A 25,825-nucleotide genomic window follows, 5' to 3' on the forward strand; every position below is an offset into this window, starting at 1 on the left:
CCCTCCGTCAGGCGGTCAGCGTGATGCGCGCGAAGCGCCGCTTGCCGACCTGCACGACATATTCGCCGGCATCGACCTTCAGCCCTTTATCCGTCACCGTCGTGCCGTCGACCTTGACGCCGGCTTGTTCGATGTTGCGCAGCGCCTCGCTCGTCGACGGGACAAGGCCCGCCTGTTTGAGCAATTGGCCGATGCCGAGCGGCGCCCCGGCAAGCGTCACCGACGGGATGTCATCGGGCACGCCGCCGCGCGCGCGGTGATTGAAGTCCTCGAGCGCGCGCTCGGCGTCGGCCTGCGAATGAAAGCGCGCCACGATCTCCTGCGCGAGCAGCACTTTGAAGTCGCGCGGATTGCGGCCTTCCTGCGCTTCGCGGGCGAAGTGTGCAATCTCCTCGACGCTGCGAAACGACAACAGCTCGAAGTAGCGCCACATGAGCGTATCCGAGATGCTCATCAGCTTGCCGAACATGTCAGCGGGCTTCTCGCTGATGCCGACATAATTGTTCTTTGACTTCGACATCTTGTCGACGCCGTCCAGCCCCTCGAGCAGCGGCATCGTCAGAATGCACTGCTGCTCTTGTCCATACTGCTTCTGCAACTCGCGGCCGACGAGCAGGTTGAACTTCTGATCCGTGCCGCCGAGCTCGAGATCGGCATTCAGCGCGACCGAGTCGTAACCCTGCATCAACGGATAGAGGAACTCGTGGATGGAGATCGGCACCCCACCCTGGAACCGCTTCGTGAAGTCCTCGCGTTCGAGCATGCGCGCAACGGTATAGCGCGACGCCAGCTTGATCATGCCATCGGCACCGAGCGGCATTGACCACTCGCTGTTGAAGCGGATTTCCGTCTTGTCGCGATCGAGCACCAGCGCGGCCTGATCGAAATAAGTCTTCGCATTCGATTCGATCTGCTCGCGCGTGAGCGGCGGTCGCGTGGCGTTGCGCCCCGAAGGATCGCCGATCAGCGAGGTGAAGTCGCCGATCAAAAAGATGACGGTATGCCCGAGATCCTGAAGCTGACGCATCTTGTTCAGCACGACCGTATGGCCGATATGAATATCCGGTGCCGTCGGGTCGAGCCCGAGCTTGATGCGCAGCGGCTTGCCCGTCGCGGCACTTCGCGCCAGCTTCTGCACGAACTCCTCTTCGATCAGCAGTTCGTCGGCGCCGCGCTTGGCGACAGCCAGCGCGTGAAGGACCTCGTCCGTGACTGGAAACTTCGAGGCGGGTTGGGCAGTGGAGTCGGTGCTCATCGGAAAGTCGCGTGCTGGGACGTTGCAAAAGCGGTAATTGTCCCATATTCTCGGCGCGCGCCGCCCTCGCAACGCCGCTGAACGCAAGCGCGCCATTGCTTGGATAATGTCGGGGTTGCGGTGCCGTCTTGCGCCGCCTTGTACAGTCTTCCGGCCCGCGCCGGCCACCCCGAAACGACGAGGAGTTTTCCGTGCCCCGTACCGCACCCTCCGCTCCCGGTGACGGCATTTACTTCGGCCTGATGTCCGGCACGAGCCTGGACGGCGTCGACGGCGTCGCCGTCAAATTCGCCGAAGGACGGCCGCCGACCGTGCTGGCCGACGCTTTCGTCGGGTTCGCCGACGGCCTGCGCGGCGCGCTCTTCGCGTTGCAGCAGCCCGGAGACAATGAGATCGAGCGCGAGGCGCTCGCCGCATCGGCGCTCGCCACCCGATACGCGGTGTGCTGTCACGAACTGCTGCGCTCCGCCAACCTGGCACCGTCGCGCGTGCGAGCCATCGGCGTGCACGGACAAACGGTGCGCCATATGATCGAAAAAGGCTATACGCGCCAGATCAATAATCCCGCCTTGCTCGCGGAAATGACGCACATCGACGTCGTGGCGGATTTCCGAAGCCGCGATGTGGCGGCTGGCGGCCAGGGCGCGCCGCTCGTGCCGGCCTTTCACGAGCAGATCTTCCGGTCCGCAGACGAGACCCGCGTGATCTGCAATCTCGGCGGGATCAGCAATATCACGATTCTTCCCGCCGACGCGGACACGGCTGTCCGGGGCTTCGACTGCGGGCCCGCGAACGTGCTGCTCGATGAATGGGCCAGCCGCCATCTGGGCACGCCGTACGACGAAGGCGGTCGATTCGCGGCAAGCGGCACGGTTGTCGAGCCGCTCTTGACCCGGTTGCTGGACGAGCCGTTTTTTGCATTGCCGCCACCCAAGAGCACGGGCCGCGATTTATTCAATGCGAGTTGGCTGGATGCGAAGTTAGCCGGTTTCTCCGGATTGGACCCGGCTGACGTGCAGGCCACGCTGGCCGCGTTGACGGCGACGACCGTCGTGCGGGAGGTCGAGCGGCATGCCGGCGGATGCGGCGCTATTTACGTCTGCGGAGGCGGAGCGCGCAATCCCGAACTGCTTCGAGCGTTCGAGACGGCATTGACGAAGAGTGGTACAAGCGGCGCATCGGTGAGAACCACCGACGAACTCGGCGTACCGCCCCACCACGTGGAAGCGCTCGCGTTCGCCTGGTTGGCGAAGCGGTGTATCGAGCGGGCGCCGGGAAATCTGCCCGCAGTGACGGGCGCAGCGGGCGAGCGCGTGCTAGGGGCGCTCTACCCGGCGTGAAGACCGGGACGGGGAACTTACGTTACGCCGAGAACGACGAGCCGCAGCCGCACGTGGTCGTGGCGTTCGGGTTCTTGATGACGAATTGCGCGCCGTTGATATCGTCCTTGTAGTCGATTTCAGCGCCGACGAGATACTGATAACTCATCGAATCGATCAGCAGTTGAACGCCCGCCTTGTTCATGACGGTGTCGTCTTCGTTGATCGTTTCGTCGAACGTGAAGCCGTATTGGAAGCCCGAGCATCCGCCGCCTTGCACGAAAACGCGCAATTTGAGGTCCGGATTGCCCTCTTCGTCGATCAATTGCTTCACTTTTTCAGCCGCCGCGTCCGTGAAGACGAAGGGGCCGGGCATTTCGGTCACGGGGGTTTCAGTGACGGCGGTCATTCGAACTCTCCAAAAAAGCTGCTAAGCGCCATTGTAGGGCTCTTCGGAATATCGTGCTGTAAGTCCATGAATTCAATGGGTGCTTGCGTGAGACATTCCGTATGACGCCCCGGAAATGAACAAAGCCGCCGGTGCGAACAGCAGCGGCGGCTTTTTTGCGGACCGCGCCAGCATTGCGGCGCGGTACCGGCGCGTATTAACGCTTCGAGAACTGCTTGCGGCGGCGTGCCTTGTGGAAGCCGACCTTCTTACGCTCGACTTCACGTGCATCGCGCGTCACGAAGCCGGCGCTCGACAGCGCGGGCTTCAGAGTCGCGTCGTAGTCCATCAGCGCACGCGTGATGCCGTGACGGACCGCGCCCGCTTGACCCGTCTCGCCGCCACCCGACACGTTGACCTTGATGTCGAACGTCGTGCCGTGGTTCGTGAGCTCGAGCGGCTGACGAACGATCATCAGCGACGTTTCGCGCGAGAAGTAATCAGCGATGGGCTTGCCGTTGACGACGATATCGCCCTTGCCCGCCTTGATGAAGACACGAGCGACGGCGCTCTTGCGGCGGCCCGTACCATAGTTCCAATTACCGATCATGTGGGCTCCCCTTAGATCTCGAGCGCTTGCGGCTGCTGAGCCGTATGCGGATGCGTGGCTTCGGCGTAGACCTTCAGCTTCTTGATCATTGCATAGCCAAGCGGGCCCTTCGGCAGCATGCCCTTGACCGCTTTCTCGAGCGCACGGCCCGGGAATCGCTCTTGCATCTTGCCGAACGTCGTTTCGTAGATACCGCCCGGGTAGCCCGAGTGGCGGTAGTACTTCTTGTCGGTGTTTTTGTTGCCCGTCACCTTCAGCTTGCCAGCGTTGATGACGATGATGAAATCACCAGTGTCGACGTGCGGGGTGAATTCAGGCTTGTGCTTGCCGCGAAGACGGCGTGCCACTTCGCTGGCGACACGGCCGAGAACCTTATCCGTCGCGTCAATCACGTACCATTCGCGCTTTACCTCTTCGGCTTTCGCGGAAAATGTCTTCATGATCGATCCAAAATTGTGACCTGCCCTTGCTTTCATTCCTGCTTGGATAGTTGCGTATCGAGACGCGGCGCAGGCTCTCCCTGTTCTTCTCCCGCGGGCATGGATGCGGAAAAGCCCTGAATTATAAAGGAATTCAAGGCGACACGTCAAAAAAAAGCCCGAACACTTGGCTCGGGCTTAATCCACCTAAGGAGGAGGGTGGAGGAGACATGCGGAGATTGCCGAACAAGCACGGCAACCAATGAGTCGTATTGTACAGAGGATCGTCCCATCGCGCAAGAAAATTTGCATGGCGAAATCGCATCTCACAATACGATATATCGATAGCACGGGCGGTGAGATTCCGCGGGGAGCGGCCGCGTTCGGGCGAGGCTACAATGCGCTCTTCTTTTGACTGCGCGGGAGCCTGGACATGGAATGCAAAGTGAGCTGGATGGGGCCTGACGGCATGGCGTTCGCCGCCGAGACCGGCAGTGGGCATCTGGCCATGATGGACGGCGCCCCCGAGGGCGGCGGCCGCAATCTCGCCCCGCGGCCGATGGAAATGGTCCTGCTCGGCACGGGCGGCTGCACGGCCTATGACGTCGTCATGATCTTGAAAAAGAGCCGTCAGGAGATCGCCGGATGCTCGGTGACGCTGAAGGCGGAGCGTGCGAGCGTCGATCCGAAGGTCTTCACGAGCATTCACTTCCACTTCACCGTGACCGGGAAGAATCTGAATCCGGCCACGGTCGAGCGAGCCATCAACCTCTCGCACGACAAGTACTGCTCGGCGTCGATCATGCTCGCGAAGACGGCCGAATTGACGCACTCCTTCGAGATCGTGGAACAGTAAGGACCATCGCGTCATTCCGCCTTATTTAGCGGCGCGCGAACGCACTGAGCTCGGCCGACAGGCAAGTTTCGATCCTTCGAGTCGGTTTTCAGGCCAAGGGGATATAGGCCGGCTCATCTTCGCGAGGACCCTCCTTGAATCCCAACATCGATCTGATCGGCGTGCCGGGCGGCCGGCACCTGAGCCGGCGCATCTTGTTCTCGCCGACGACGGGTGAGGAATTCGATTCAACCGGCCAGGTATTCACCGAGATGCAGCCCGGGTCGTATCTGTTCATGGATTCGGACTACCTGCAAGCATTGAGCGACCCGTTGCACCCCGCACCCTTCGAGACGTCTTTATTCGTGCAAAGTACGGTCGTCAGCGTCAACGCAGCGGGCTGGGTAACCGTCGATGCCGGCATCAAAAGCTTCGCGACGGATAGCGGCAAGCCCACCGTGGCGCGGGGCATCGACGGGCCGTCGACCTATGAATTCTTCGGCGACGAGCACGGCAAGCTGGTCGTCGACGAAGCCCATCGACCGGCACTCGGCGAACGCGTCGAATTCATCACTTCGCATTGCGATCCGACCGTCAATCTCTACCGCCACTATCATGTCGTCGATAGCGACGCGCTCGTCGCAATATGGCCGATCGACGCGTAGCCCCCCTTAAGCCCCGCCCCGAAATACGACAGTCCGAAGGTGTCGGGCATGCCCGGTCCTCACCACAGCGGTCCACGAAACCATCGAATTCAGACCGAACTCCCCGGGAGACATCATAGACTGTGCTGCTCATCAAGCTATGATCGCGATGCGTGCGTGCCCCAAGGGTCACGGAGCCCCCAGTCAAGGACAAGTGTCACCGTTCCGCGCGGCGTGCGCCGTCAGTCAGGCGCCGGACTTCTCGGCGCAGTCGCCGGTTTTCCGTGAACAACGCGACGAACACGATGACGCCCAAAATCAACGAACTCCACTCCCCCGCGGCATGCCCAAAGGCCCATGCCAGCGACGCCAGAATCAACGACACAAGGAGTAGCAACGTGCGGTCTTTCCACCACTCAGCCGAACCGAACTTCATAGTTACCTCGCTGTGGCTGAAACGCGCGAATCGCAGACGAGCGCCGCATGCGCATACGCTAGGCGGCCGGGCGCGCTTTGATTGAAAATTTCGGGATGGCACTGTATATGGTGATACAACTGCGGCGAAACACGTATGCCGGTATCCCCCCGAAAGCGTAGCACCGCGCGCCCGTTGTTTGCCGGAGAGGGCCCGCAACTCGTGTATTTGCCCATGGCGACCATTGCGCTGCCGATGGCCGCACCCGCGTAGTAAGAGGCATAAATTGCCCCTCCGACCAACAGCTTTTCGGGCAACGTCGTGGCGCCCACCAGTTCCGCAAGCGTCGCCCCCTTACCAAGCTTATCGACGGCTGCCACTAGCGCGCCGAGTTTGGTGAGTATCGTCACCTGAGTGCCGTACCAACTCGCCGGCACATCCAGGCCAAGCGCTTCCATATTCGTCTTGTAGGCGAGGAAAAAACCGGCCGCACCACATTGCATTGGCATAGGAAGTCTCTCAGGAAATGTTGTTATTGGTAAGCCCGCACGGGACTTGCCGCATTTTACACGCGGGCTTTTCATCCGCGGCATCAGAGGAGGTCCAAGTGACCGTCGGGACTTACATCCGCAGGAAGGTGCTCACTCTGGCGTAAAAAGAAAAAGGCGGCACCCTGACAACGGGTGCCGCCCTTCGCGTCAATCGGCAAAGTAAGCCGGTAAGCCGGATTCTGTGCACGCGCAATGCGCCTGACGGCGCGTTACACGCGTGGCAGTCATTCCTCTAGGCGCGCCATTGCTGACGCGCTCGAGCTTCCTACCCGCAGACGAGACGGGGGCCCCGCCTTGCACCCGAGGATGCGTGCCTGCCTATTTGGAATTGCTCCGGGTGGAGGTTACCGTGCCGGACTGCGTCGCCGCAGCCGCGGTGCGCTCTTACCGCACCGTTTCACCCTTACCTGATCCCGGCTTTCGCCGGGCCATCGGCGGTTTGCTTTCTGTTGCCCTGTTCCGCGTGTCGCCACGGATGGCCGTTAGCCATCACCCTGCCCTATGGAGTCCGGACTTTCCTCGCCCGTCGACGGCTTACGCCGGAAACGGCCGCGACTGCCTAGCCTGCTTTGCAACCGGGAAGTTTAGCACGCGGGGGACTGCCGATCCGCGCGACGCCCGCGGCGAAAGACGCACTCGTCGTCGTAAAACGCCGGCTTCGCATTGGCCGGCCACCACCCCGGCACGCCGAGGACCGGTAGCGGAGCGAACAGGCGGCTGGAAAGCGGCGCCTCGGCGAGCGCATCGGCCACCGTCGCGTCGAGCCACTCGGTCTGCCGCGCCGCGGTCCACGAAAAATAGGCCTCGGGAGCGTCGACGATCCAGGCGTGAGCCGTACAGCCCTTGTAGGGCGCAATCAGTTTTTCCTGAAGCGCATGGCCAAACAGGCGCACCGCGCAGCGCTGGCCCCATGCCGTACGACCGGTCACGAACAGCCGCCGCCAATCGAATCCGGTGAGCGCATCCCGAAGCTCGGTGTCGGCCACGACGAACAGCGCGGCGTTCTCGTCGAAAAGCGTCAGTGCGTCGCGTTCGGGCCCGCGCCTGGCATTCACGCCGTCGCGCGCAATGATCCGCGCCTGTCGCGCGTTGAGCGTGGCCTTCACGCGCGGATACGTGAACCACATCAGTGCATTGAAGAAGTCGTGCAGATTGTCGCGCGTCGGAACGCGGCCGGTCGCCGCGATATGCGCTTCGTATGCACTCCCCGGCGGTAAATCTGCCTGAGCGATGAACGTAAGCGCCTCGCCCCGCCCCGTTCGATGGCCGGCTGCGGCGGCGTCGTCCCGCAGCGCCGCGAGATAGGCCTCCGGGCGCTCGATCGCCACGCGCTGCCAGCGCGCGCCGCGTTCGGCGCAGGGTGCAAGCCATGGCGCCGCCCAATCGATGCGGTCGAAGCCCGCGAATGCGGGTGCGCTCGGCGCGACGCCCTTCGCGAGCAGGCTCATCCCGGGATCATCGACGAGTCGTCATTCGAGCGCCGGCCAAGCTCAGGCAAGCCGCCAGCCGATTTCCTCGCCGCCGCGCAACGGCACGACACAAGCGTCGCCCGCATCGAATTCGGCCGGCAACGCCCACCGCTCGCGCCTGAGCGTTACCTTCGCCGTGTTGCGCGGCAAACCGTAGAAGTCGGCGCCGAAAAAGCTTGCAAACCCCTCGAGCTTATCGAGCGCACCCGCCTGCTCGAACGCCTCGGCGTAGAGTTCGAGCGCGTGCAACGCGGTGTAGCAGCCGGCGCAGCCGCAAGCGTGCTCTTTCGCCCCCTTCGCATGGGGGGCGCTATCGGTACCGAGGAAAAACCGCGGATTGCCCGATGTCGCTGCAGCCACGAGGGCACGACGGTGGGTTTCGCGCTTGAGCACAGGCAGGCAGTAATAATGCGGCCGGATGCCACCTTGAAAAATGGCGTTGCGATTGTAAAGCAGGTGGTGAGCCGTGATCGTAGCGCCAAGCTGCCCGTCGGCCGCGCCGTCGTCGCGCACGTAATCGGCGGCATCCTGGGTCGTGATGTGTTCGAACACCACTTTGAGCGCGGGAAAATCGCGCCGCAGCGGGATCATGACGCGATCGATAAACACCTTTTCCCGATCGAACAGGTCGATCGACGGATCGGTCACCTCGCCGTGCACGAGCAGCGGCATGCCCAGTTCCTGCATCGCTTCCAGCGTTTTTGCGCACTTGCCCAGATCGGTTACGCCGGCGTCCGAATTGGTCGTCGCGCCTGCGGGATACAGCTTTACGCCGTGTACGAAACCGCTTTCGCGGGCCCGCCGGATTTCCTCCGCAGGCGTGTTATCGGTCAGATAAAGCGTCATCAGCGGCTCGAAGGCGGCGCCTTCGGGCAGCGCACCCAGGATGCGCTCCCGATAACTGCGCGCGGCCTCGGTCGTCGTCACCGGGGGCTTCAGGTTCGGCATGACGATGGCCCGGCCGAACTGGCGCGCGGTATGCGGCAGCACCGCGGCAAGCATCGCGCCATCACGCAGATGCAGATGCCAGTCGTCAGGGCGGGCAAAGGTCAACGAGTCGGGCAAGGAATTCGAAGAGGCAGTCATGGCAGCGGCAGAACGGAAACAGGAGAAACGGCGCCCCTCGAGAGGCCGCCAAGAGCAACAACGGGCATATCGGCGCCCGCACGAACGTGGGAAAACCGCAACGCCCGGCCGCGCCGGGCCACTGATTTCGCTTTTTTCGGTCAGCGGCTCGGTATATGCTTCAAACAATATATTGTAGCGGGTCCGTCAATCGGCTCGCCCGTACCGCACGCCCTCGTACCATGTGCCAACTTCTTGGAATGAACTGCGCCGCGCCGACGGACGTCACGTTCTCCTTCACCGGCTTCGCGGCGCGTGGCGGCGTCACCGACCATCATGCCGACGGCTGGGGCATCGCGTTTTTCGAGGACAAGGCCTGCCGGCTTTTCATCGATCATCAATCGTCGGCCACCTCGCCGATCGCGGAGATGGTGAAGCGATATCCGATCAAATCGAAAAACACGATCGCCCATATCCGCAAAGCCACGCAAGGGCACATCCTGCTCGAAAACTGTCACCCTTTCATGCGTGAACTCTGGGGGCGGCATTGGATATTCGCGCACAACGGCGATCTCGCGGGCTATCGGCCGACGCTGACAGGTGTCTATCAGCCGGTAGGCACGACCGATAGCGAACTCGCCTTTTGCGCGATCATGCAGGGCTTGCGTCAGGCATTTCCATGCGCGCAGCCACCGTTGCACGATCTGTTCGCGGCGCTCACCGCGCTCACCCGCGAAGTCACGAATTACGGCGTGTTCAATTTCCTGATGTCGAACGGGCAGGCGCTGTTCGCTCACTGCTCGACGCACCTGCATTACCTCGTGCGCCGGTGGCCGTTCTCGACGGCGCATCTCATCGACGCCGATATGTCGATCGACTTCGCGCAATACACGACGCCGGAAGACCGCGTCGCGGTGATCGCCACTCAGCCGCTGACGGACAACGAGACTTGGACGGCGTTCGAGCCGGGCGATCTGCTGATGTTCCAGGATGGCGATGTCGCCGCGCGGGCCCATATCCCGGTGCCGCCGTCAGTGCTCGAAAAAGCACGCAACCCCGCGTGCGATCCCACTGCTTCGAGTACGCGGATCGCTGCCGCGGGCGGCGATCTGGCCGCCGAAGCGGACGACATCGCCGCGTTCGAGTCGTAACGGCTGCCGCCGTTGCCGCGGTAGGTCGCCGCGGCAACGGCTAGCGGCTCAATGCAGAATCTTCGCGAGAAAGTCTTTCGCGCGATCCGATTTTGGATTCGCGAAGAAATCCTCCTTGCGATCGTCCTCGACTATCGCGCCCCGATCCATGAAGATCACGCGGTGCGCGACTTTCTTCGCAAACCCCATTTCGTGCGTCACGCACATCATGGTCATGCCTTCGCGCGCGAGCTCGACCATCACGTCGAGCACCTCGTTGATCATTTCGGGGTCAAGCGCCGAAGTCGGCTCGTCGAACAGCATGGCGACAGGATCCATCGACAACGCTCGCGCGATCGCCACACGCTGCTGCTGACCGCCCGAGAGCTGGCCAGGGTACTTGTCGGCGTGTGCCTGCAGGCCGACGCGATCGAGCAGCTTCAGGCCCTTCACCCTGGCCTCGTCCTTCGAGCGCCCGAGCACCTTCATTTGCGCAAGCGTCAGATTCTCGGTGATCGACAGATGCGGGAAGAGCTCGAAGTGCTGAAACACCATGCCGACCTTGGCGCGGAGCTTCGAGAGGTTCGTGCCCTTGTCGTTCAGCGACTGCCCGTTGACCACGATATCGCCTTGCTGAAACGGCTCGAGACCATTGACCGTTTTGATGAGCGTCGATTTTCCCGAGCCCGACGGCCCGCACACGACGACAACCTCGCCTTTTTTCACTTCGGTCGTGCAATCGGTGAGCACCTGGAATTGCCCGTACCACTTCGAAACGTTCTTGATCGAAATCATCTTGCGACCTTTTTACGGAGTACTTTGACCAGGCTCGACGCCAGCGTACAAATTACGAAATAAACCGCGCCCGCGAACAGTACCATCTCGACCATCGTGCCGTCGCGATCGCCGATGTTGGTAGCCGTGCGGAAAAAGTCCGCGAGGCTGATCACATACACGAGCGATGTGTCCTGAAAGAGCACGATCGCCTGCGTGAGCAGCAGCGGCACCATCGCGCGAAACGCCTGCGGCAGGATGATGTAGCGCATCGACTGCCCGTAAGTCATGCCGAGCGCGAACGATGCGTTGACCTGTCCGCGAGAGACCGACTGAATCCCGGCACGGATGATTTCCGAGTAGTAGGCGGCCTCGAACAGGGAGAACGCCACCATGGCCGAGGCGAGCCGAATGTCGATGTTGGCCGACAGCCCGAGCACGCTTTGGAGGAACTGCGGCACGATCAGGAAGAACCACAGCAGCACCATGACGAGCGGAATCGAACGGAATACCGTCACATAGCCCCTCGCGAACCAGCCGAGCGGGGCGACGCCTGACAGGCGCATCAGCGCGAGCACGGTGCCCCACACGATGCCGACGACGATCGCAAGCACCGTGATCTCGAGCGTGACGATGGCCCCGCTCCACAGCGTCGGCAACGCCCCCGCTATGCTGCTCCAATCGAATTGATGCATCACTTGCCTCCGATGTAGCCGGGCAGGCGGCTCTTATATTCGATGAAGCGCATGATGCCCATGACGACCAGGTTGATGACGACATAAGCGAGCGTGACCGCGATGAACGACTCGTAGGTCTGTGCCGTATAGTCGACGAGTTGCCGGGCTTGCGCCGACAGATCGAGCAGACCGATCGTCGAGGCCACGGCCGAGTTCTTGAAGACATTCAGGAACTCGGAGGTCAGCGGCGGCACGATGATCCGGTAGGCCACGGGCAACAGCACGTAACGGTACGTCTGCCATTGCGTGAGCCCGAGCGCGAGACCCGCGGCACGCTGCCCGCGCGGCAACGCCTCGATGCCGGAGCGAACCTGCTCGCACACACGCGCGGACGTGAACAGGCCGAGACAGATGATGGACGACGAAAAGAATTGCGCGCCGGGCGGCAACTGTTTGAACCATGTGCCGATCGAAACGGGCAACAACTCCGGAACGACGAGATACCAGATAAAAAACTGGACGATGAGCGGGACGTTACGGAAGACCGCGACATAGCCGGTCGCGAAACCCGATAGCGTACGGTTAGGCACCGTGCGCAACACACCGACGATCGAACCGACGATGAGGGCGATCACCCAGGCCGACAGCGACACCGTCACCGTCACGCGCATGCCGGAGAGCAGCCACCCGAGATAGGTCGTCGGTTCGCCGGTCGACACGGGCTGAAGCAAAACGCCCCAGTTCCAGTGATAGGACATGATGAGACTCCAACGAAAAGAACGGAAGGAGCGAGGCCCCTTCCGTTCGATTCAACTTCCAACCGATGCGGATGTGCCGATCAATCGATCGCTTTGTCGTTCGGGTTCTTGAACAGCGCCTTCATGTCGTCGCTTTCCGGGAAGTTCAGATTGAGCCCCTTCGGCGGAATCGGCGATTCGAACCACTTCTTGTAGCTCTTGTCCGCCTCGCCCGATGTTTCGAACTTGGCTATCGCATCGTCGACGACCTTCTTGAATGCCGGATCGTCCTTACGCATCATGCAGCCATAGGCTTCACGCGACTGCGGCGTGCCGACGATCACCCACTCGCCCGGATTGTGTGCTTTGGCGCGCTCGCCCGCGAGCAGTGCATCGTCCATCATGAACGCGACGGCACGGCCCGATTCGAGCGTATGGAACGAATCGCCATGATCCTTCGCGCTGATGATGTTCATACCCATGTTCTTGTCCTGATTCATCTTGCGCAGCAGACGCTCGGACGTGGTACCGGCCGTCGTCACGACGGTTTTACCCTTCAGATCGTCGAAATCCTTGACGCCCGAATCCTTTTTGGTCATGAGCCGCGTGCCGATCACGAAGAACGTGTCCGAAAAGGCGGCTTGCTGCTGCCGCTCCTTGTTGTTCGTCGTCGAGCCGCATTCGATATCGACGGTGCCGTTCTGCACGAGCGGAATACGGTTTTGCGAGGTGACCGGAATATTCTTCACCTGCAGGTTCGGCATGTTGAGCTTCTTTTTGACCGCATCGACGACCGCCATTTGAACGTCGCGCGCGTAGCCCACGACGTCTTGCTTCTCGTCGTAATAGGAAAACGGAATCGACGATTCGCGGTGGCCGAGCGCGATGACGCCCGTGTCCTTGATCTTTTTCAGCGTGCCCGAGTCTTGCGCGAGCGCGCTGCCCGCGACGAGGGTACATACGGCGGCAAACAATACAGCTGTCTTCTTGATCTTCATTGTGGCGATCTCCTTTGGCCTGAACCGGCGCCAGTGTATCAAGTTACCTTTTTGAAAGCATCGGATTTGCGCAAATGCCTTTTCGCGCCGCGAGTCTCGTGCCCGCTCGGATGAGGAAACGGGCGACACCGATCGATGTCGCCCGCGTCGAGGTGCCGGCAGCGCCGCCTCGTGCGCGGCATGCCGGACAACAGGGGAAAAGCTTCCCGGGATAACCGGTATCAGGGGTAAAGCCCGCGCATTTCGCGCGCCATCAGAATGCGCTTGCACGCCACGATGAACGCCGCGGTGCGCATCGAAACCTTGTTTTCGCTCGCCACCTGCCAGACGGCGTTGAACGCTTCGCGCATGACGCGCTCGAGGCGCTGGTTGATCTCGTCTTCGGTCCAGAAGAAGCTCGAGAAATCCTGCACCCACTCGAAGTACGACACGGTCACGCCGCCGGCATTGGCCACGACGTCGGGGATCACCAACACGCCCTTGTCGTGGAGGATGTCGTCCGCCGCGGTCGTCGTCGGACCGTTCGCACCTTCGACGACGATCTTCGTCTTGATCCTGGACGCGTTCTTCTCGGTGATCTGGTTTTCGAGCGCGGCAGGGATCAGGATATCGGTCTCGATCGTCCAGAATTCGTCGCTGCTGACCGGGTCCGCACCCGTGAAGCCGCCGACGCCGCCCGTTTTCGCAACATGCTCGAGCAGCGCGACGGTGTCGATACCGCTCGCCCTATATAGCGAGCCAGTGTGATCCTGCACCGAAATCACCTTGGCGCCGGCTTCCTGGAAAAGGCGCGCCGCGATGCCGCCCACGTTGCCGAAGCCCTGCACGGCCACACGCGCGCCTTCGATGCTCAAGCCCACCCGGCGCGCGGCTTCCGTGCCTACCACGAACACACCGCGCCCGGTCGCTTCGCGGCGGCCCAACGAGCCGCCCAGCGTGATCGGTTTGCCCGTCACGACGCCCGTGGCCGTTTGGCCCTGGTTCATCGAGTACGTGTCCATCATCCACGCCATGATCTGCTCGTTCGTATTGACGTCCGGCGCGGGGATATCGGTATTCGGCCCGATGATGATGCCGATCTCGCTCGTATAGCGACGCGTGACCCGCTCGAGCTCGCCGCGCGAAAGCTTGCGCGGATCGACGCGGATGCCGCCTTTCGCACCGCCGTAGGGAACGTTCACGGCTGCGTTCTTCACCGACATCCAGGCGGACAGCGCCATGACTTCGGAGAGCGTCACATCCTGGTGATAGCGCACGCCGCCCTTGCCCGGGCCGCGCGAGACATTGTGTTGAACACGATAGCCTTCGAAATGCGCGACGGTGCCGTTGTCGAGTTCGATCGGCACATCGACGATCAGGATGCGTTTGGGGCGCTTCAGGGTTTCGATCCAGCGGGAAAGCGAGCCGAGATACGGCGCGACGCGGTCGACCTGACGCAGGTAATTGCCCCAGGGACCTAGATCGTCAGCATGCAGATACGAAGGGATGGATTGCGTAAGTGCGTCTGACGGCAGTGGCGATGACATGAAGACTCCAACGGTCACGGAATGAGCGCCATTGTCGGAAAACCGCTTTTTGAAATCCAATGCCGTATGGTCATCCCGTTATGCGTTTTTTGCATGACAGCCGGACGTCGCAATCGGTGCGGTTTTGCTGTGTCCTTTTCGCGTCCGAGCCTTCACCCGCGGCCAACGCTTGCTACAACCGGAACTGTCGAATCCGAAAGGAACACATCATGAGCGTCCAAGGGCCCAATGGGTGGGCGGGAGGGCAAACTCCGCCCGGGGGGTATCCCGACGATCAGCCCGGCGTGCATGGCACGCCGCAGGGCAATTCGCCACCGCCCCCCGGTTATCCACCGCCGCCGCCCGGTTCCCCTCCACCCGGCGCTTGGCCGAACGGCGGACAGTTCTCGAACGCGCCTCAGTGGGGACCAGGATCGGCCCGCGGCGCCCAGTTCCGGGAAAGCGGCGCACGCCTTGCGGAGGTCGGCGCCCAGGTGGCGGGCAGAGTAGGCGACTGGCTGGGCAAGACGGCCAAAAAGCTTCTGCCGCCTGAAAAGGCCGTAGCGAACGGAGCGAAGGTATCGTGGGTCCTCGAGAACTATGGCTTGCACCCAAGCTACCGTCCCGAACTCGAGAGACTCGCCGCCGAGGGGGCCCAGGCAAGGGAGCGGGCCGTCAAAGCCGTGTTGGCTCCTCATCCGCCCGGCGACATGATTGCGCAAGTCGCGCGCGACCGATTCGGAATCAACGATCAGCGAAACGTCACGAGGCTGCGTTGGAACGTAGCTCAGGATCTCGTCCGTCAGCATCGTATTACACCGGATGACGCCATGACGAGGTGCGGGCTGCCTGAATCGGCGCGCGAGGATCTCATGGAGATCGCGCTCGAGGGCCCGGCACGACACGCCGTGCAACAAGGCTATGCGATCACCCCTGCGATGATCCGTGAGATCGCCAACGCTCACGGCATCGGCGGGAACCCGATGGATGTCATGCGGTTGACGGCTTACGCCGCCGCGCATCGATGGAACCAGGAGGCGCAGAGCGCCGCGATGTACAGGATGCCGCCGCCGCCCTTTGAGCCGATTGCCTCGCAATATGGCATTCATCCAGACGTGCTGCGAACCGTTTTGGCCGCTGTTGCGATCGAACAAGGGGAGCCGATCGACTCCATCATGTACCGGCTCGGGTTGCCGCCCAATACACGTATGCAGCTCGAGGCTCACGCCATGGAAAAGGGCCCCGCAAGTCTTTCCGCAGCCCAGCAACAGATCCCCCCGTGGCAGCTTGCCCGCCAATACGGCATCAGCGATCCGCTCGGTAGCGGACTCGAGCGTGCAGCATTACGCGGACCCATCGGCGCCGCCGTTCGAGCCGACTTGCAAGCACACGTCGACATCGGAGAAATATCGCGCAGGTACGGCATCACGCCGGCGGCTATCCAAGCGGCACACGGCACGCCGCTGAACGAAATTTTCCTGAATCCATCGCTGTCCACCGAGCAACGCCAACGTGCCAACGCGCAACTCGCGCACATTCTCCTCGATGGCCGGGCCGGCGAGGCATTGCGCGCCGGAGCCGATATAAGCGTTGTCGTGAAGAACTACGGCATCGACCAGCCCACTGTAGAGGCGTACTCGAAACGAATGCAGTACCGGCAACCGTAAAGCCCGCGGCCCGGATAGCCTCACGTCCCGGCCGCGCCCGCTTCCAGTTCGTTCGCCACGACGTCCCATAGCCGGCGCACGAGCGCACGGCGCGGGTCGTCTCCGGCGACGGCAAGCTTGTCGCGGTATAGCCGGATCTCCATCGTCAGCGTGAAGCGGGCCGTCGCCGCCCCGCGCGCGGGGCGGTCGAGCCGCAGCAAATCGCCGGCCGCCACCGCGTCTTCCACTGCGCTGTGCGGCAGGAACGCAATCCCATGTCCGGCGATTGCCATCGCCTTCAACGCCTCTGCCATGTCGGTCTCATAGATGCGATCGAGATAGAGACGCTCCGACGCATTCGCGACGATCACCTCCGTCATGCGCCCGAGATAGGCATTCTGCGTGTATGAGAGATACGGCACCGGTGCATCGGGCGTGCCGGGCAATTGATGGCGGGCACGCCCGGCGCGGGCCGGCGCCGAGAACGGGCTGATGGGCTCGAAGCCGAGCGTCAGCATGTCGTAGCGGGCCGGATCGAGCGCGACCGGATGGCTCGGATGGTGATAGCCCATGACGAGATCGCACCCGCCTTCGACGAGCGACAGCACCGCATCATGCACGTTCAGCGCCCGCAGCCGCGTATGCACCGGCCCCATGCGGGCCTCGATACGCTGCAGCCAATGCGGGAAATAGGTGAGCGACAGCGTGTGCGGCACGGCGAATTCGATCGTCGCCGCCGGAGCGCCGATATGCCCGCGCAAAACGATTCTCGCTTCGTGCATCTGCGAAAGCATCGCGAGCGCCTGCTCGTAGAACACTTCGCCGGCCTGCGTGAGCCGCGTCGGATAGACCGAGCGGTCGATGAGCTCAGTGCCGAGCCACGCCTCGAGCGCCTGGATGCGCCGCGAAAACGCGGGCTGCGTCACGTGCCGCAGCTCGGCCGAACGGCTGAAGCTGCGCGTCTCCGCCAGCGAGACGAAATCCTCGAGCCATTTCAGTTCCATAAGAGCATCGGCCAAAAACCGCCGCGGCGGCAACGCCTCGCATTGTACTGTCGCCGGTATCCGCTGCGCCGCGCCCTTGACCAAGGGATCCGCCGGTTTGCGCAGAAGATTGGCGCGGCGCACCATCGAAGCGCGCGCCGCGCACGGGTGCAGTGCCGATTGCGCACGGCAGGTGCGCATGGCTGGGCCGCGCACCATTAAAGCCGCGGCGCACGCGCTGGGCCTCGGTTCTGCGCTCCCTTCGCACTGCGCCAAGCCCCACGCGCCTCGCGCGAGTGTGCCTCCGGTGATGCGGCCATATGGCACAGCCCTTGCATAACCACGCCGTCGCGCTGCACTGCAAAATAACAAGGCGCATCTTTCTCCGATCACCCGCGAGGCTGTCATGAAGAATCTGCAACACGCGCTACAGAGCGGCAACTGGCGATCGCTGCTTGCCTGCTTCCTCTATTTCGATACCGGCTTTACCGTATGGGTGCTTTACGGCCCGCTCGCCCCGTTCATCGGCAAGGACGTAGCGATGACAGCCGCGCAGCAAGGCTTTCTCGTCGCCGTCCCGGTACTGGCCGCCGCGATTTTGCGCGTGACGCTCGGCAACCTCTATCAATCGACCAACGGACGGCGCATTGCGCTCGTCGGCGTGCTGCTGTCCGCGCTACCGACGATCGTGCTGCCGCTTTGGCCCGCCGCGCCCACCTACACACTCCTGCTCGTACTCGGCGTGTTTCTCGGCATGGGCGGGGCGAGCTTCGCCGTCGCGCTGCCGATGGCCGGTAGCAGCTATCCCCCGAAAGTCCAAGGTCTCGTGCTCGGCCTGGCCGCCGCCGGCAACATCGGTGCGGTGCTCGACGGGTTCCTGTTCCCGCGCGTCGCGACTGTGCTCGGCTGGCAAATGGCCACCGCGGCGGCGCTGCCGCTGCTCGCGATCGCGGGCCTCGCGGTCTTCGCATGGGCGGAAGACCGCGGCGAAAAGACCGGCAGTACGCTGCGCGCAACGGGCAGCTTCATCGCTACGCTCGCCGGCCTCATCGTGCTCGTGCTCGCGGTGAAAGCAGGCGTGTTCGGCACGGGCAAGACCGGCTTGCTGCTCCTGCCGGTGCTCGGCGCGATCGGCGCGATCGCGCTGTTGCCGGCGCGCTACCGGAGCGTGCTGGCGGAGCGCGACACCTGGGTCATCATGCTGATCTACAGCATCACGTTCGGCGGCTTCGTCGGCATGTCGTCGTATGTGACGCTGCTGCTCACGAATCTCTATCAAATGCCCAAGCTCGAAGCGGGCTTGTTCATGTCGTTGCTGGCGTTCCTCGGCGCGATGGTGCGCCCGCTCGGCGGCTACCTGGCCGATCGCGTGACCGGCGTGCGCGCCCTCGTCGTCCTGCTCGCCGTCATCTCGGCCGCCGATCTGCTGTTCGCGGCATGGATGCCACCGTTGAGCGGCGGCATCGCAATCCTCGTGTGCCTGTATCTCGCCTTCGGACTCGGCAACGGCTCGACGTTCCAGCTCGTCCCGCATCGCTGGAAGGGCAAGACGGGACTCTTGTCCGGCGTCGTGGGCGCCGCGGGCGGCATCGGCGGTTTCTATCTGCCGGTTGTCATGGGCATCGCCAAGGAAAGCACGGGCAGCTATCAAATGGGCTTCGCCACCTTCGGCGCGCTCTCCGCCTGCGCCTGCCTGGCCGTCGTCGCGCTGCGCGCGCAGTGGCTCGTCTGGGCGGCGCCGGGCGCCCCGGTCGCGGCCCCTGCGGCGACGGCCAGCATCGGTCGCACGGCCACAGCGGGCGACTGAGTTCGGTTCGCGCGCTACGCGCGCGTCATTCTTTGCAAGGCATGCGGCAGCGCATGCCTTTTTCTTTGGTGACGCAGCCACCGGCAGCCAGATACACGAGCGGCGGGTCCCGCTCGGCGGCGACGCCCCCGCTCGATGGTAAAATGCGCGATTCCCTTGCCGCTTATGTACGGGCGCTTGCTGCGCTCCGTCGCCCCATCATGTCCGATACCCGCGCCGATACCCTTTTTGCCCTCACCGCACTCTCACCGCTCGACGGCCGCTACGCCGCCAAGACAGAAGCCCTGCGCGATTGGCTGTCCGAAGCCGCTTTCATGCGCCACCGCGTCACCGTCGAAGTGCATTGGCTGATCGCGCTCTCGCACGCGGGCTTCGCCGAAGTGCCACGCTTTTCGGGCGAATCGGAGCGGTTCCTGCTCCAGCTCGTCGAACGCTTTTCGGCGCACGATGCCGCGCGGATCAAAGAGATCGAGCGCGTCACGAATCACGATGTGAAGGCGGTCGAGTACTGGCTCAAGGAATCGGTCAAAGGTCAGGCCGAACTCGAGCGCGCGAGCGAATTCATTCATTTCGCCTGCACGTCGGAGGACATCAACAATACGTCCCACGGGCTCATGCTCGCCGGCGCACGCGAGCACGTGATCCTGCCCGCGCTGCGCTCGGTCGAAAGCCGGCTCGTCGCGTTGGCGCGCGCGCATGCCGAGCAACCGATGCTCTCACGCACGCACGGCCAGCCCGCGAGCCCGACGACGCTCGGCAAGGAAATCGCCAACGTGGCCGCGCGTCTGGCCCGCGCGATCGAGCGGATCGCGGAGGTGCGGATTCTCGGCAAGATGAATGGCGCGGTGGGCAATTACAACGCGCATTTGTCGGCGTATCCCGAGTTCGACTGGGAAGCGTTCTCGCGCGAGGTGGTCGAAAAGCGGTTGAAGCTGACGTTCAATCCCTACACCATTCAGATCGAACCGCACGATTACATGGCGGAACTCTTCGACGCCATCGCGCGCGCCAACACGATCCTGCTCGACCTCGATCGCGATGTCTGGGGCTATATCTCGCTCGGCTACTTCAAGCAGAAAACGAAAGCGGGTGAAATCGGCTCGTCGACGATGCCGCACAAGGTCAATCCGATCGACTTCGAAAACTCCGAAGGCAACCTCGGATTCGCCAATGCGACGCTGCGCCACCTCGCCGACAAGCTGCCCGTGTCGCGCTGGCAGCGCGATCTGACCGACTCGACGGTGCTGCGCAACATGGGCGTCGCGCTCGGCTATTCGCTGCTCGCCTATGACGCGCTGATTCGCGGCCTCGATAAACTCGAAGTAAATCCGCAGCGCCTGAACGAAGATCTCGACAACTGCTGGGAAGTGCTCGCCGAGCCCGTGCAAACGGTGATGCGGCGGTACGGTATCGAAAACCCGTACGAGCAATTGAAGGAGCTGACACGCGGCAAGGGCATCACGCGTGAGGCGTTGCAGCAGTTCATCGCTCAACTCGCGATTCCCGAAGATGCGAAGGCACGCCTCGCGGCCATGACCCCGGCATCGTACACGGGCAAGGCCGTGGAACTGGCGAAACGAATCGCGTGACCGGGGTTCCCCCGTTGCCCGCGTTGCCGCTCCACGCCCCGACCGCGTGGCGCTTGCGGCGACGCCTCTCGTAGCGGCCCGGGTCTAGGGTCTGTTTACATATGGAACGCACGTGCGAATGCCCGAAATCGCTCGCAGGGCAAGGAGTGAGGAGCGCCGTTTGGCCGAGCCAAACAAGCGACGATCGACGCCGCCATGCGGGCGATTTCGGGCATTCCCCTGGAATGAATTTTCAGTTTGGGGTTGCCACGAGAACGGCCGCTCGCCGCGTTGCGCTCCTTGCGAATACGTCTAGTATTCGCAGCGTCGCGCGCCTCGCGAGCGGTCGTTCTCGTGGCAACGCACGTGCGTTCCATATGTAAACAGACCCTATGACGCGCCGATCGTCTTCAACCGCGCGAGCACCTCGTCGACGATCGCCTCGGGTGTCTGTTCGATGCCGACCGTGATCGCCTCATCCTCGCCCGGCTCCTCGAGCGTATCGAGCTGGCTCTGTAACAGCGCCGGATCGAAGAAATGCCCGGAACGCGCGCCGAGCCGCTCGTGCAGCACGGCGAACGACCCCTTCAAATAGATGAAATGCACGCGGCCGTCCGGCGGTACGCCGCCGCGCAGCACGTCGCGGTACTCGCGCTTGAGCGAAGAGCAGCCGAACACGGCCGTCTCACCCTCGTTCTCTTCCTCGAGGATCGCCTCGCGTATCGAAGCCAGCCACGGCCAACGGTCGTCGTCGGTCAACGGGATGCCGTGCGCCATCTTGTCCTTGTTCGCCGCGCTGTGAAACGTATCCCCGTCGATGAAACCGCAGCCGAGCCGCTCGGCCAGCAGCTCGCCGATGAGCGTCTTGCCAGCGCCCGATACCCCCATCACGATCAAAATCATTGCGCCTCCCGCTGCGGCACCCATGGGCCCCAAAGGGCCGGAAAGTGCATCAAAGAACAGCGCCCAACGCGTAGGTGAGCGCAAGGCCGAGCAGCGAGATGATCGTCTCGCACAAAGACCAGGTCTTGAAGGTCTGCCCGACCGTCATGCCGAAATACTCTTTGATCAGCCAGAACCCCCCATCGTTCACATGCGAGAAGATCAGCGAGCCCGAGCCCGTCGCCAGCACGAGCAACTCGGGACGCACGTGCATCACACCGGCCGCGGCCACCGGTGCGACGATGCCGCAAGCGGTCGTCATCGCCACAGTGGCAGAGCCGGTTGCGAGCCGGATCAGGGCCGCGGCGAACCAGCCGAACAACAGCGGCGAGAGATGCGCCTGCGTGGCGAGCGCGACGATCTGCTGCGAAATGCCGCTATCGCGCAAGACGCCGCCAAAGCCTCCGCCCGCACCGACGATCAATGTAATGCCGGCGATCGGTGCAAGACAATCGCCGCAAAACTTTTGGATCTGCGCACGTGTAAAACCGCGCAGCGCGCCGAACGTCCAGAAGCTGACGAGCACCGCGATGAGCAGCGCCACGTCCGCATTGCCGACGAACCGCAGCAAGTCGTTCGGCAGTGTCTTCGGCGCGAAGGCGAGATCGGCCCAACTCCCTACCAGCATCAGCAAGACCGGCAGCAAAATCGTGAAAAGTGTAATCCCGAAGCTCGGTAAATCGCGCCGCGCCGCAGCCGTGCCCGCGCCGGCCACCCTTGCGTCGTCGGATTCGACGAATTGCGCGGCGAGCGGATTCGTATCGGGCAGTTTGACGTGGCGATAGATGAGCAGCGCAAAAATCGGACCGGCGACGAGCGCGGTCGGCACGCCGACGATGAGCCCATATGCCACGGTCTTGCCGATATCCGCGCCGTACGCCTGCACCGCGAGCAGTGCCGCCGGGTGCGGCGGGATGAGTCCGTGCACGACGGACAACCCCGCCACCATCGGCAAGCCGATCAGCAGCAGCGATTTACCGGTCCGCCGCGCGACGTTGAAAGCGATTGGAATCAGCAGCACGAAGCCGACTTCGAAGAAGACCGGCAAACCGACGATGATGGCGACGAACAGCATCGCCCAATGGATGTTCTTTTCTCCGAACCAGCGAATGAGCGTGGTGGCGATCTGCTCGGCCCCGCCGGACTCCGCCATCATCTTGCCGAGCATCGTGCCCAAACCCACGACGATCGCGATGTGGCCGAGCGTGCCGCCGTTGCCCGCCTCGAACGATTTGACGATCTTGTCCATCGGCATGCCCGCCGCCATGCCCAAAGCAAGCGAGACGAGGATCAGAACGATGAACGGGTACAGCTTGAAGCGGGTGATCAGAATGATGAGAACTGCAATCGCGATCACCGCGTAAAGGAGCAACAGGCCGCCGTGGACCGATCCCATGAAACCCTCCTTGGCTTGTCGTGCAATGAAGGTAAGTGACCGGGCGCGATGCGCCGCGCCGTCGCTGCATTGTAGGCGGACAGACGGCGCGGCGATAGAACGGCTCAGATAAGCGCGGCTTCCCGCGCTAGGGCAGTGTCAATGTTGATGCGCGGCCAGCTCCGAGGCACCGCGCGCGAGGCGCGTGACTTCCTCCCAGTTGTGAGCCGCCAGCGCCGCCTTCGGCGTCAACCAGGAACCGCCGACGCAGACGACGTTCGGCAACGCGAGGAAATTCGGCGCCGTCTCGGCGGTGATGCCGCCCGTCGGGCAGAATTTGAGCGCCGGGAACGGACCATGGAACGCTTGCAGCATCGCCACGCCACCCGCTTGCTGCGCGGGGAAGAACTTCACGATCTCATAGCCGAGTTCGAGCGCGAGCAGGATGTCGGTGGGCGTCATGACGCCGGGCAGGAGCGGCAGTCCGGCATCCTGAGCAGCCTTATGCATGTCCTTCGTCAGCCCCGGGGACACGCCGAATTGCGCCCCCGCTTTCTTGGCCAGCGCGCACTGCCCGGGCTCGGTAATGGTACCGACGCCGACGACGATATCGGGCGCAAGCTGGCTCGCCCGCTCGATCGCCTGCAGCCCGGCCGGTGTGCGCAACGTGATTTCGAGCACCTTGACGCCGCCCGCATGGAGCGCGCGCGACACGTGCTCGCCCTGCTCGACGGACTCGAACGCCAGCACCGGAATGACCGGGCCGAGCCGGACGATGTCTTCGATCTTTTTCATCTGCACTCCTTATCGCTCGATGGCATGAATATGTCGTTCGGCCTGCTCTCCGACGACCAACGGAAGTCCCTGTGGGACGAGTGGGCCGAACACGGAGGCGCCCATTTCCGCCGGCAACGCGGCCGCGCGAAAGACGCCGAACAATTCGCGGCCGAAGCCGACTTCGTTTTCGGCCTGATGCTTCGGCGCATCGACGGCGCGCGCGGCCCATTCGGCCTCGTCGACTTCGACATCGAGCACGCCACGCTCGGCGTCGATCGTGACGATGTCGCCGGTGCGAACCTTGCCCAGCGGTCCAGCAAGCAGTGCCTCGGGCGAGACATGGATGACGGCGGGCACCTTGCCCGATGCGCCCGACATCCGGCCGTCGGTCACCAATGCGACATGAAAGCCCTGATCCTGCAGTACGCCGAGCAATGGCGTGAGGCGATGAAGCTCCGGCATGCCGTTCGCCCGCGCACCCTGGAAACGGACGACAGCGACGAAGTCACGCTTGAGCTCGCCGTTGTCGAACGCTTCTTGCACCGCCTCCTGCGATTCGAAGACGATCGCCGGTGCGCGCACGCTCCGATGCTCGCGCGCGACGGCGGAAATCTTGATGACGCCACGGCCGAGTTTTCCCTGCATGAGGCGCAGGCCACCGTCGGGCTGGAACGGCTCGCCGATCGGCCGCAATACGCTGGCATCGCCGGTGGTCTCGGCACCGGGTACCCAGGCGAGTTCGCCCTCGACCAGACGCGGCTCCTGCGTGTAATGCGCGAGCCCCTTGCCCGCGACGGTGTTCACATCGTCGTGCAGCAAGCCGCCCTCGAGCAGATTGCGCACGAGGAATGCCATGCCGCCTGCCGCATGATAGTGATTCACGTCGGCCTTGCCGTTCGGATAGATCTTCGCAAGCAGCGGCACCGCTTGCGACAGGGTGTCGAAGTCGTCCCAGTCGATCAGAATGCCCGCCGCGCGCGCGATGGCGACGAGGTGCAGCGTATGGTTCGTCGAGCCGCCCGTGGCGAGCAAGGCCACGATGCCGTTGACGATCGCCTTTTCGTCGATCACGTGGCCGATCGGCGTGTAATTGCCGCGTTCCACGGTGAGATCGAGCACGCGACGTGCGGCGGCAGCCGTCAACGCGTCGCGCAACGCTGTATGCGGATGCACGAATGCCGCGCCGGGCAAATGCAGCCCCATGACCTCTATCAGCAACTGATTACTGTTGGCGGTGCCGAAGAACGTGCAGGTCCCGTGCCCGTGATACGCGGCCGACTCGGCTTCGAGCAGCGCCTCGCGCCCCACCTGGCCCGTCGCGAACTGCTGCCGGATCTTCGCTTTGTCATCGTTCGACAAGCCGCTCGTCATCGGCCCGGCCGGCACGAAGATCGTTGGCAGATGGCCGAACTGCAAGGCGCCGATCAAGAGGCCTGGCACGATCTTGTCGCAGATGCCGAGACACAGGGCCGCGTCGAACATGTTGTGCGTCAGCGCGACAGCCGTCGACATCGCGATGACTTCGCGCGAAAAAAGCGACAGCTCCATGCCGGGATTGCCCTGCGTGATGCCGTCGCACATAGCCGGCACCCCACCCGCGAATTGCGCGACGCCGCCGTTCTCGCGCGCGGCGCGCTTGATGATGTCGGGAAAGTCCCTGTACGGCGCATGCGCCGACAGCATCTCGTTGTACGACGAGACGATCCCGACGTTCGGCACGCGTTGCGCCTTGATGGCGAGCTTGTCGTTACCTTCGAGGCCGGCGAATCCGTGCGCCAGATTGGCACAGGACAAGACACCGCGCGCGGGAAACCGGCCTTGCGCGGCGTCGATACGCGCTAGATAGGCCTCGCGCGTCGCCCGGCTGCGTTCGACGATGCGCTTGGTTACTTGAATCAGCGTGGAATGCGGCGAAACCATGGAGAAACGCTCCTTA

At 63.2% G+C, this 25,825-nt stretch carries 25 protein-coding genes and 1 other RNA gene; 7 read left to right on the top strand and 19 right to left on the bottom strand.

All coding sequences use genetic code 11. From position 1 onward, the window contains the following. Positions 1–7 precede the first annotated feature (7 nt). Positions 8–1,255, bottom strand: coding sequence for a tyrosine--tRNA ligase (gene tyrS, locus GWC77_RS02470; RefSeq protein WP_173255273.1), 1,248 nt, complete (start codon positions 1,253–1,255; stop codon positions 8–10). A gap of 191 nt (positions 1,256–1,446) precedes the next feature. Between tyrS and GWC77_RS02475 the strand changes: the two genes are divergently transcribed. Beyond that, positions 1,447–2,595 carry an anhydro-N-acetylmuramic acid kinase gene (locus GWC77_RS02475; RefSeq protein ID WP_173255274.1) on the top strand — a complete coding sequence of 383 codons (1,149 nt, stop codon included), beginning with the start codon at positions 1,447–1,449 and terminating at the stop codon, positions 2,593–2,595. A gap of 22 nt (positions 2,596–2,617) precedes the next feature. Here GWC77_RS02475 and erpA read toward each other — a convergent pair whose 3' ends face one another. From erpA to rplM, 3 genes are all read right to left on the bottom strand, one after another. Continuing rightward, positions 2,618–2,983: an iron-sulfur cluster insertion protein ErpA gene (gene erpA / locus GWC77_RS02480; protein ID WP_173255275.1), complete on the bottom strand. Its 366-nt coding sequence runs from the start codon at positions 2,981–2,983 to the stop codon at positions 2,618–2,620. Positions 2,984–3,179: 196 nt separating this feature from the next. Beyond that, positions 3,180–3,572 (bottom strand): 30S ribosomal protein S9, encoded by a 393-nt coding sequence (gene rpsI, locus GWC77_RS02485; protein ID WP_173255276.1) that lies wholly within the window; start codon positions 3,570–3,572, stop codon positions 3,180–3,182. Between the two features lie 11 nt (positions 3,573–3,583). Then, a complete protein-coding gene (rplM, locus tag GWC77_RS02490; RefSeq protein WP_173255277.1) occupies positions 3,584–4,012 on the bottom strand; it encodes a 50S ribosomal protein L13 in 429 nt (142 codons plus the stop codon). Positions 4,013–4,424: 412 nt separating this feature from the next. Between rplM and GWC77_RS02495 the strand changes: the two genes are divergently transcribed. Together GWC77_RS02495 and GWC77_RS02500 are read left to right on the top strand one after the other, a co-directional pair. Beyond that, positions 4,425–4,847, top strand: coding sequence for an OsmC family protein (locus GWC77_RS02495; protein WP_173255278.1), 423 nt, complete (start codon positions 4,425–4,427; stop codon positions 4,845–4,847). A gap of 134 nt (positions 4,848–4,981) precedes the next feature. Continuing rightward, positions 4,982–5,491: a hypothetical protein gene (locus GWC77_RS02500; protein ID WP_254366729.1), complete on the top strand. Its 510-nt coding sequence runs from the start codon at positions 4,982–4,984 to the stop codon at positions 5,489–5,491. A 196-nt stretch (positions 5,492–5,687) separates the two neighbouring features. On the opposite strand, the gene GWC77_RS02505 is transcribed toward GWC77_RS02500, so the two are convergent. The 5 genes from GWC77_RS02505 to pyrC form a co-directional block, all read right to left on the bottom strand. After that, positions 5,688–5,906, bottom strand: a complete 219-nt coding sequence (locus GWC77_RS02505; RefSeq protein WP_173255279.1) for a hypothetical protein — start codon at positions 5,904–5,906, stop codon at positions 5,688–5,690. 2 nt (positions 5,907–5,908) lie between these two features. Continuing rightward, positions 5,909–6,394: a hypothetical protein gene (locus GWC77_RS02510; RefSeq protein ID WP_254366731.1), complete on the bottom strand. Its 486-nt coding sequence runs from the start codon at positions 6,392–6,394 to the stop codon at positions 5,909–5,911. Between the two features lie 194 nt (positions 6,395–6,588). Beyond that, positions 6,589–7,007, bottom strand: an RNA gene (gene rnpB / locus GWC77_RS02515) — RNase P RNA component class A. 13 nt (positions 7,008–7,020) lie between these two features. After that, complete coding sequence (locus GWC77_RS02520; protein WP_173255280.1) at positions 7,021–7,884, bottom strand: DUF3025 domain-containing protein; 864 nt, start codon at positions 7,882–7,884, stop codon at positions 7,021–7,023. 42 nt (positions 7,885–7,926) lie between these two features. After that, positions 7,927–8,991 carry a dihydroorotase gene (gene pyrC / locus GWC77_RS02525; protein WP_173255281.1) on the bottom strand — a complete coding sequence of 355 codons (1,065 nt, stop codon included), beginning with the start codon at positions 8,989–8,991 and terminating at the stop codon, positions 7,927–7,929. A gap of 221 nt (positions 8,992–9,212) precedes the next feature. Here pyrC and GWC77_RS02530 point away from each other — a divergent pair, with 221 nt between their 5' ends. Next, positions 9,213–10,121 (top strand): class II glutamine amidotransferase, encoded by a 909-nt coding sequence (locus GWC77_RS02530; RefSeq protein ID WP_173255282.1) that lies wholly within the window; start codon positions 9,213–9,215, stop codon positions 10,119–10,121. Between the two features lie 48 nt (positions 10,122–10,169). Here the strand turns inward: GWC77_RS02530 and GWC77_RS02535 are convergent, their stop codons facing one another. The 5 genes from GWC77_RS02535 to GWC77_RS02555 all read right to left on the bottom strand — a co-directional run bounded on the left by GWC77_RS02535 (position 10,170) and on the right by GWC77_RS02555 (position 14,812). Then, on the bottom strand, positions 10,170–10,895 hold the full coding sequence (locus tag GWC77_RS02535) for an amino acid ABC transporter ATP-binding protein (RefSeq protein ID WP_173255283.1): 726 nt from the start codon (positions 10,893–10,895) through the stop codon (positions 10,170–10,172). After that, positions 10,892–11,569: a glutamate/aspartate ABC transporter permease GltK gene (gltK, locus tag GWC77_RS02540; protein WP_173255284.1), complete on the bottom strand. Its 678-nt coding sequence runs from the start codon at positions 11,567–11,569 to the stop codon at positions 10,892–10,894. Before gltK ends, GWC77_RS02535 begins: the two co-directional genes overlap by 4 nt. Beyond that, a complete protein-coding gene (locus tag GWC77_RS02545; RefSeq protein ID WP_173255285.1) occupies positions 11,569–12,309 on the bottom strand; it encodes an amino acid ABC transporter permease in 741 nt (246 codons plus the stop codon). Before GWC77_RS02545 ends, gltK begins: the two co-directional genes overlap by 1 nt. A gap of 80 nt (positions 12,310–12,389) precedes the next feature. Beyond that, positions 12,390–13,286: a glutamate/aspartate ABC transporter substrate-binding protein gene (locus GWC77_RS02550; protein ID WP_173255286.1), complete on the bottom strand. Its 897-nt coding sequence runs from the start codon at positions 13,284–13,286 to the stop codon at positions 12,390–12,392. Positions 13,287–13,507: 221 nt separating this feature from the next. After that, a complete protein-coding gene (locus GWC77_RS02555; protein ID WP_173255287.1) occupies positions 13,508–14,812 on the bottom strand; it encodes a Glu/Leu/Phe/Val dehydrogenase in 1,305 nt (434 codons plus the stop codon). Positions 14,813–15,021: 209 nt separating this feature from the next. Between GWC77_RS02555 and GWC77_RS02560 the strand changes: the two genes are divergently transcribed. Further along, complete coding sequence (locus GWC77_RS02560) at positions 15,022–16,458, top strand: hypothetical protein (RefSeq protein WP_173255288.1); 1,437 nt, start codon at positions 15,022–15,024, stop codon at positions 16,456–16,458. A 20-nt stretch (positions 16,459–16,478) separates the two neighbouring features. Here the strand turns inward: GWC77_RS02560 and GWC77_RS02565 are convergent, their stop codons facing one another. Beyond that, positions 16,479–17,441, bottom strand: a complete 963-nt coding sequence (locus tag GWC77_RS02565) for a LysR family transcriptional regulator (protein ID WP_173255289.1) — start codon at positions 17,439–17,441, stop codon at positions 16,479–16,481. A gap of 385 nt (positions 17,442–17,826) precedes the next feature. Here GWC77_RS02565 and GWC77_RS02570 point away from each other — a divergent pair, with 385 nt between their 5' ends. Both GWC77_RS02570 and purB read left to right on the top strand, forming a co-directional pair. Beyond that, complete coding sequence (locus GWC77_RS02570) at positions 17,827–19,227, top strand: MFS transporter (RefSeq protein WP_173255290.1); 1,401 nt, start codon at positions 17,827–17,829, stop codon at positions 19,225–19,227. A gap of 200 nt (positions 19,228–19,427) precedes the next feature. Then, positions 19,428–20,816 carry an adenylosuccinate lyase gene (gene purB, locus GWC77_RS02575; RefSeq protein ID WP_173255334.1) on the top strand — a complete coding sequence of 463 codons (1,389 nt, stop codon included), beginning with the start codon at positions 19,428–19,430 and terminating at the stop codon, positions 20,814–20,816. Between the two features lie 369 nt (positions 20,817–21,185). Here purB and GWC77_RS02580 read toward each other — a convergent pair whose 3' ends face one another. The 4 genes from GWC77_RS02580 to edd form a co-directional block, all read right to left on the bottom strand. Continuing rightward, positions 21,186–21,698: a gluconokinase gene (locus tag GWC77_RS02580; RefSeq protein ID WP_173255291.1), complete on the bottom strand. Its 513-nt coding sequence runs from the start codon at positions 21,696–21,698 to the stop codon at positions 21,186–21,188. Positions 21,699–21,747: 49 nt separating this feature from the next. Then, positions 21,748–23,133, bottom strand: coding sequence for a gluconate:H+ symporter (locus GWC77_RS02585; RefSeq protein ID WP_173255292.1), 1,386 nt, complete (start codon positions 23,131–23,133; stop codon positions 21,748–21,750). 138 nt (positions 23,134–23,271) lie between these two features. After that, positions 23,272–23,907, bottom strand: a complete 636-nt coding sequence (gene eda, locus GWC77_RS02590) for a bifunctional 4-hydroxy-2-oxoglutarate aldolase/2-dehydro-3-deoxy-phosphogluconate aldolase (protein WP_173255293.1) — start codon at positions 23,905–23,907, stop codon at positions 23,272–23,274. 9 nt (positions 23,908–23,916) lie between these two features. Further along, positions 23,917–25,809 carry a phosphogluconate dehydratase gene (edd, locus tag GWC77_RS02595; RefSeq protein ID WP_173255294.1) on the bottom strand — a complete coding sequence of 631 codons (1,893 nt, stop codon included), beginning with the start codon at positions 25,807–25,809 and terminating at the stop codon, positions 23,917–23,919. Positions 25,810–25,825 lie beyond the last annotated feature (16 nt).

Source organism: Paraburkholderia sp. NMBU_R16, assembly GCF_013282575.1.
GTDB lineage: Bacteria > Pseudomonadota > Gammaproteobacteria > Burkholderiales > Burkholderiaceae > Trinickia.

Excerpts from the sequence above, each read along its gene's own strand:
- GWC77_RS02545 (WP_173255285.1), bottom strand. The coding sequence starts at position 12,309 with ATGTCCTATCACTGGAACTGGGGCGTTTTGCTTCAGCCCGTGTCGACC.
- GWC77_RS02530 (WP_173255282.1), top strand. The coding sequence starts at position 9,213 with ATGTGCCAACTTCTTGGAATGAACTGCGCCGCGCCGACGGACGTCACG.
- GWC77_RS02565 (WP_173255289.1), bottom strand. The coding sequence starts at position 17,441 with ATGGAACTGAAATGGCTCGAGGATTTCGTCTCGCTGGCGGAGACGCGC.
- eda (WP_173255293.1), bottom strand. The coding sequence starts at position 23,907 with ATGAAAAAGATCGAAGACATCGTCCGGCTCGGCCCGGTCATTCCGGTG.
- GWC77_RS02570 (WP_173255290.1), top strand. The coding sequence starts at position 17,827 with ATGAAGAATCTGCAACACGCGCTACAGAGCGGCAACTGGCGATCGCTG.
- GWC77_RS02585 (WP_173255292.1), bottom strand. The coding sequence starts at position 23,133 with ATGGGATCGGTCCACGGCGGCCTGTTGCTCCTTTACGCGGTGATCGCG.
- GWC77_RS02580 (WP_173255291.1), bottom strand. The coding sequence starts at position 21,698 with ATGATTTTGATCGTGATGGGGGTATCGGGCGCTGGCAAGACGCTCATC.
- rplM (WP_173255277.1), bottom strand. The coding sequence starts at position 4,012 with ATGAAGACATTTTCCGCGAAAGCCGAAGAGGTAAAGCGCGAATGGTAC.
- rpsI (WP_173255276.1), bottom strand. The coding sequence starts at position 3,572 with ATGATCGGTAATTGGAACTATGGTACGGGCCGCCGCAAGAGCGCCGTC.
- tyrS (WP_173255273.1), bottom strand. The coding sequence starts at position 1,255 with ATGAGCACCGACTCCACTGCCCAACCCGCCTCGAAGTTTCCAGTCACG.
- GWC77_RS02535 (WP_173255283.1), bottom strand. The coding sequence starts at position 10,895 with ATGATTTCGATCAAGAACGTTTCGAAGTGGTACGGGCAATTCCAGGTG.
- GWC77_RS02550 (WP_173255286.1), bottom strand. The coding sequence starts at position 13,286 with ATGAAGATCAAGAAGACAGCTGTATTGTTTGCCGCCGTATGTACCCTC.
- GWC77_RS02495 (WP_173255278.1), top strand. The coding sequence starts at position 4,425 with ATGGAATGCAAAGTGAGCTGGATGGGGCCTGACGGCATGGCGTTCGCC.
- edd (WP_173255294.1), bottom strand. The coding sequence starts at position 25,809 with ATGGTTTCGCCGCATTCCACGCTGATTCAAGTAACCAAGCGCATCGTC.
- pyrC (WP_173255281.1), bottom strand. The coding sequence starts at position 8,991 with ATGACTGCCTCTTCGAATTCCTTGCCCGACTCGTTGACCTTTGCCCGC.
- GWC77_RS02560 (WP_173255288.1), top strand. The coding sequence starts at position 15,022 with ATGAGCGTCCAAGGGCCCAATGGGTGGGCGGGAGGGCAAACTCCGCCC.
- gltK (WP_173255284.1), bottom strand. The coding sequence starts at position 11,569 with ATGCATCAATTCGATTGGAGCAGCATAGCGGGGGCGTTGCCGACGCTG.
- GWC77_RS02520 (WP_173255280.1), bottom strand. The coding sequence starts at position 7,884 with ATGAGCCTGCTCGCGAAGGGCGTCGCGCCGAGCGCACCCGCATTCGCG.
- GWC77_RS02510 (WP_254366731.1), bottom strand. The coding sequence starts at position 6,394 with ATGCCAATGCAATGTGGTGCGGCCGGTTTTTTCCTCGCCTACAAGACG.
- erpA (WP_173255275.1), bottom strand. The coding sequence starts at position 2,983 with ATGACCGCCGTCACTGAAACCCCCGTGACCGAAATGCCCGGCCCCTTC.
- purB (WP_173255334.1), top strand. The coding sequence starts at position 19,428 with ATGTCCGATACCCGCGCCGATACCCTTTTTGCCCTCACCGCACTCTCA.
- GWC77_RS02555 (WP_173255287.1), bottom strand. The coding sequence starts at position 14,812 with ATGTCATCGCCACTGCCGTCAGACGCACTTACGCAATCCATCCCTTCG.
- GWC77_RS02505 (WP_173255279.1), bottom strand. The coding sequence starts at position 5,906 with ATGAAGTTCGGTTCGGCTGAGTGGTGGAAAGACCGCACGTTGCTACTC.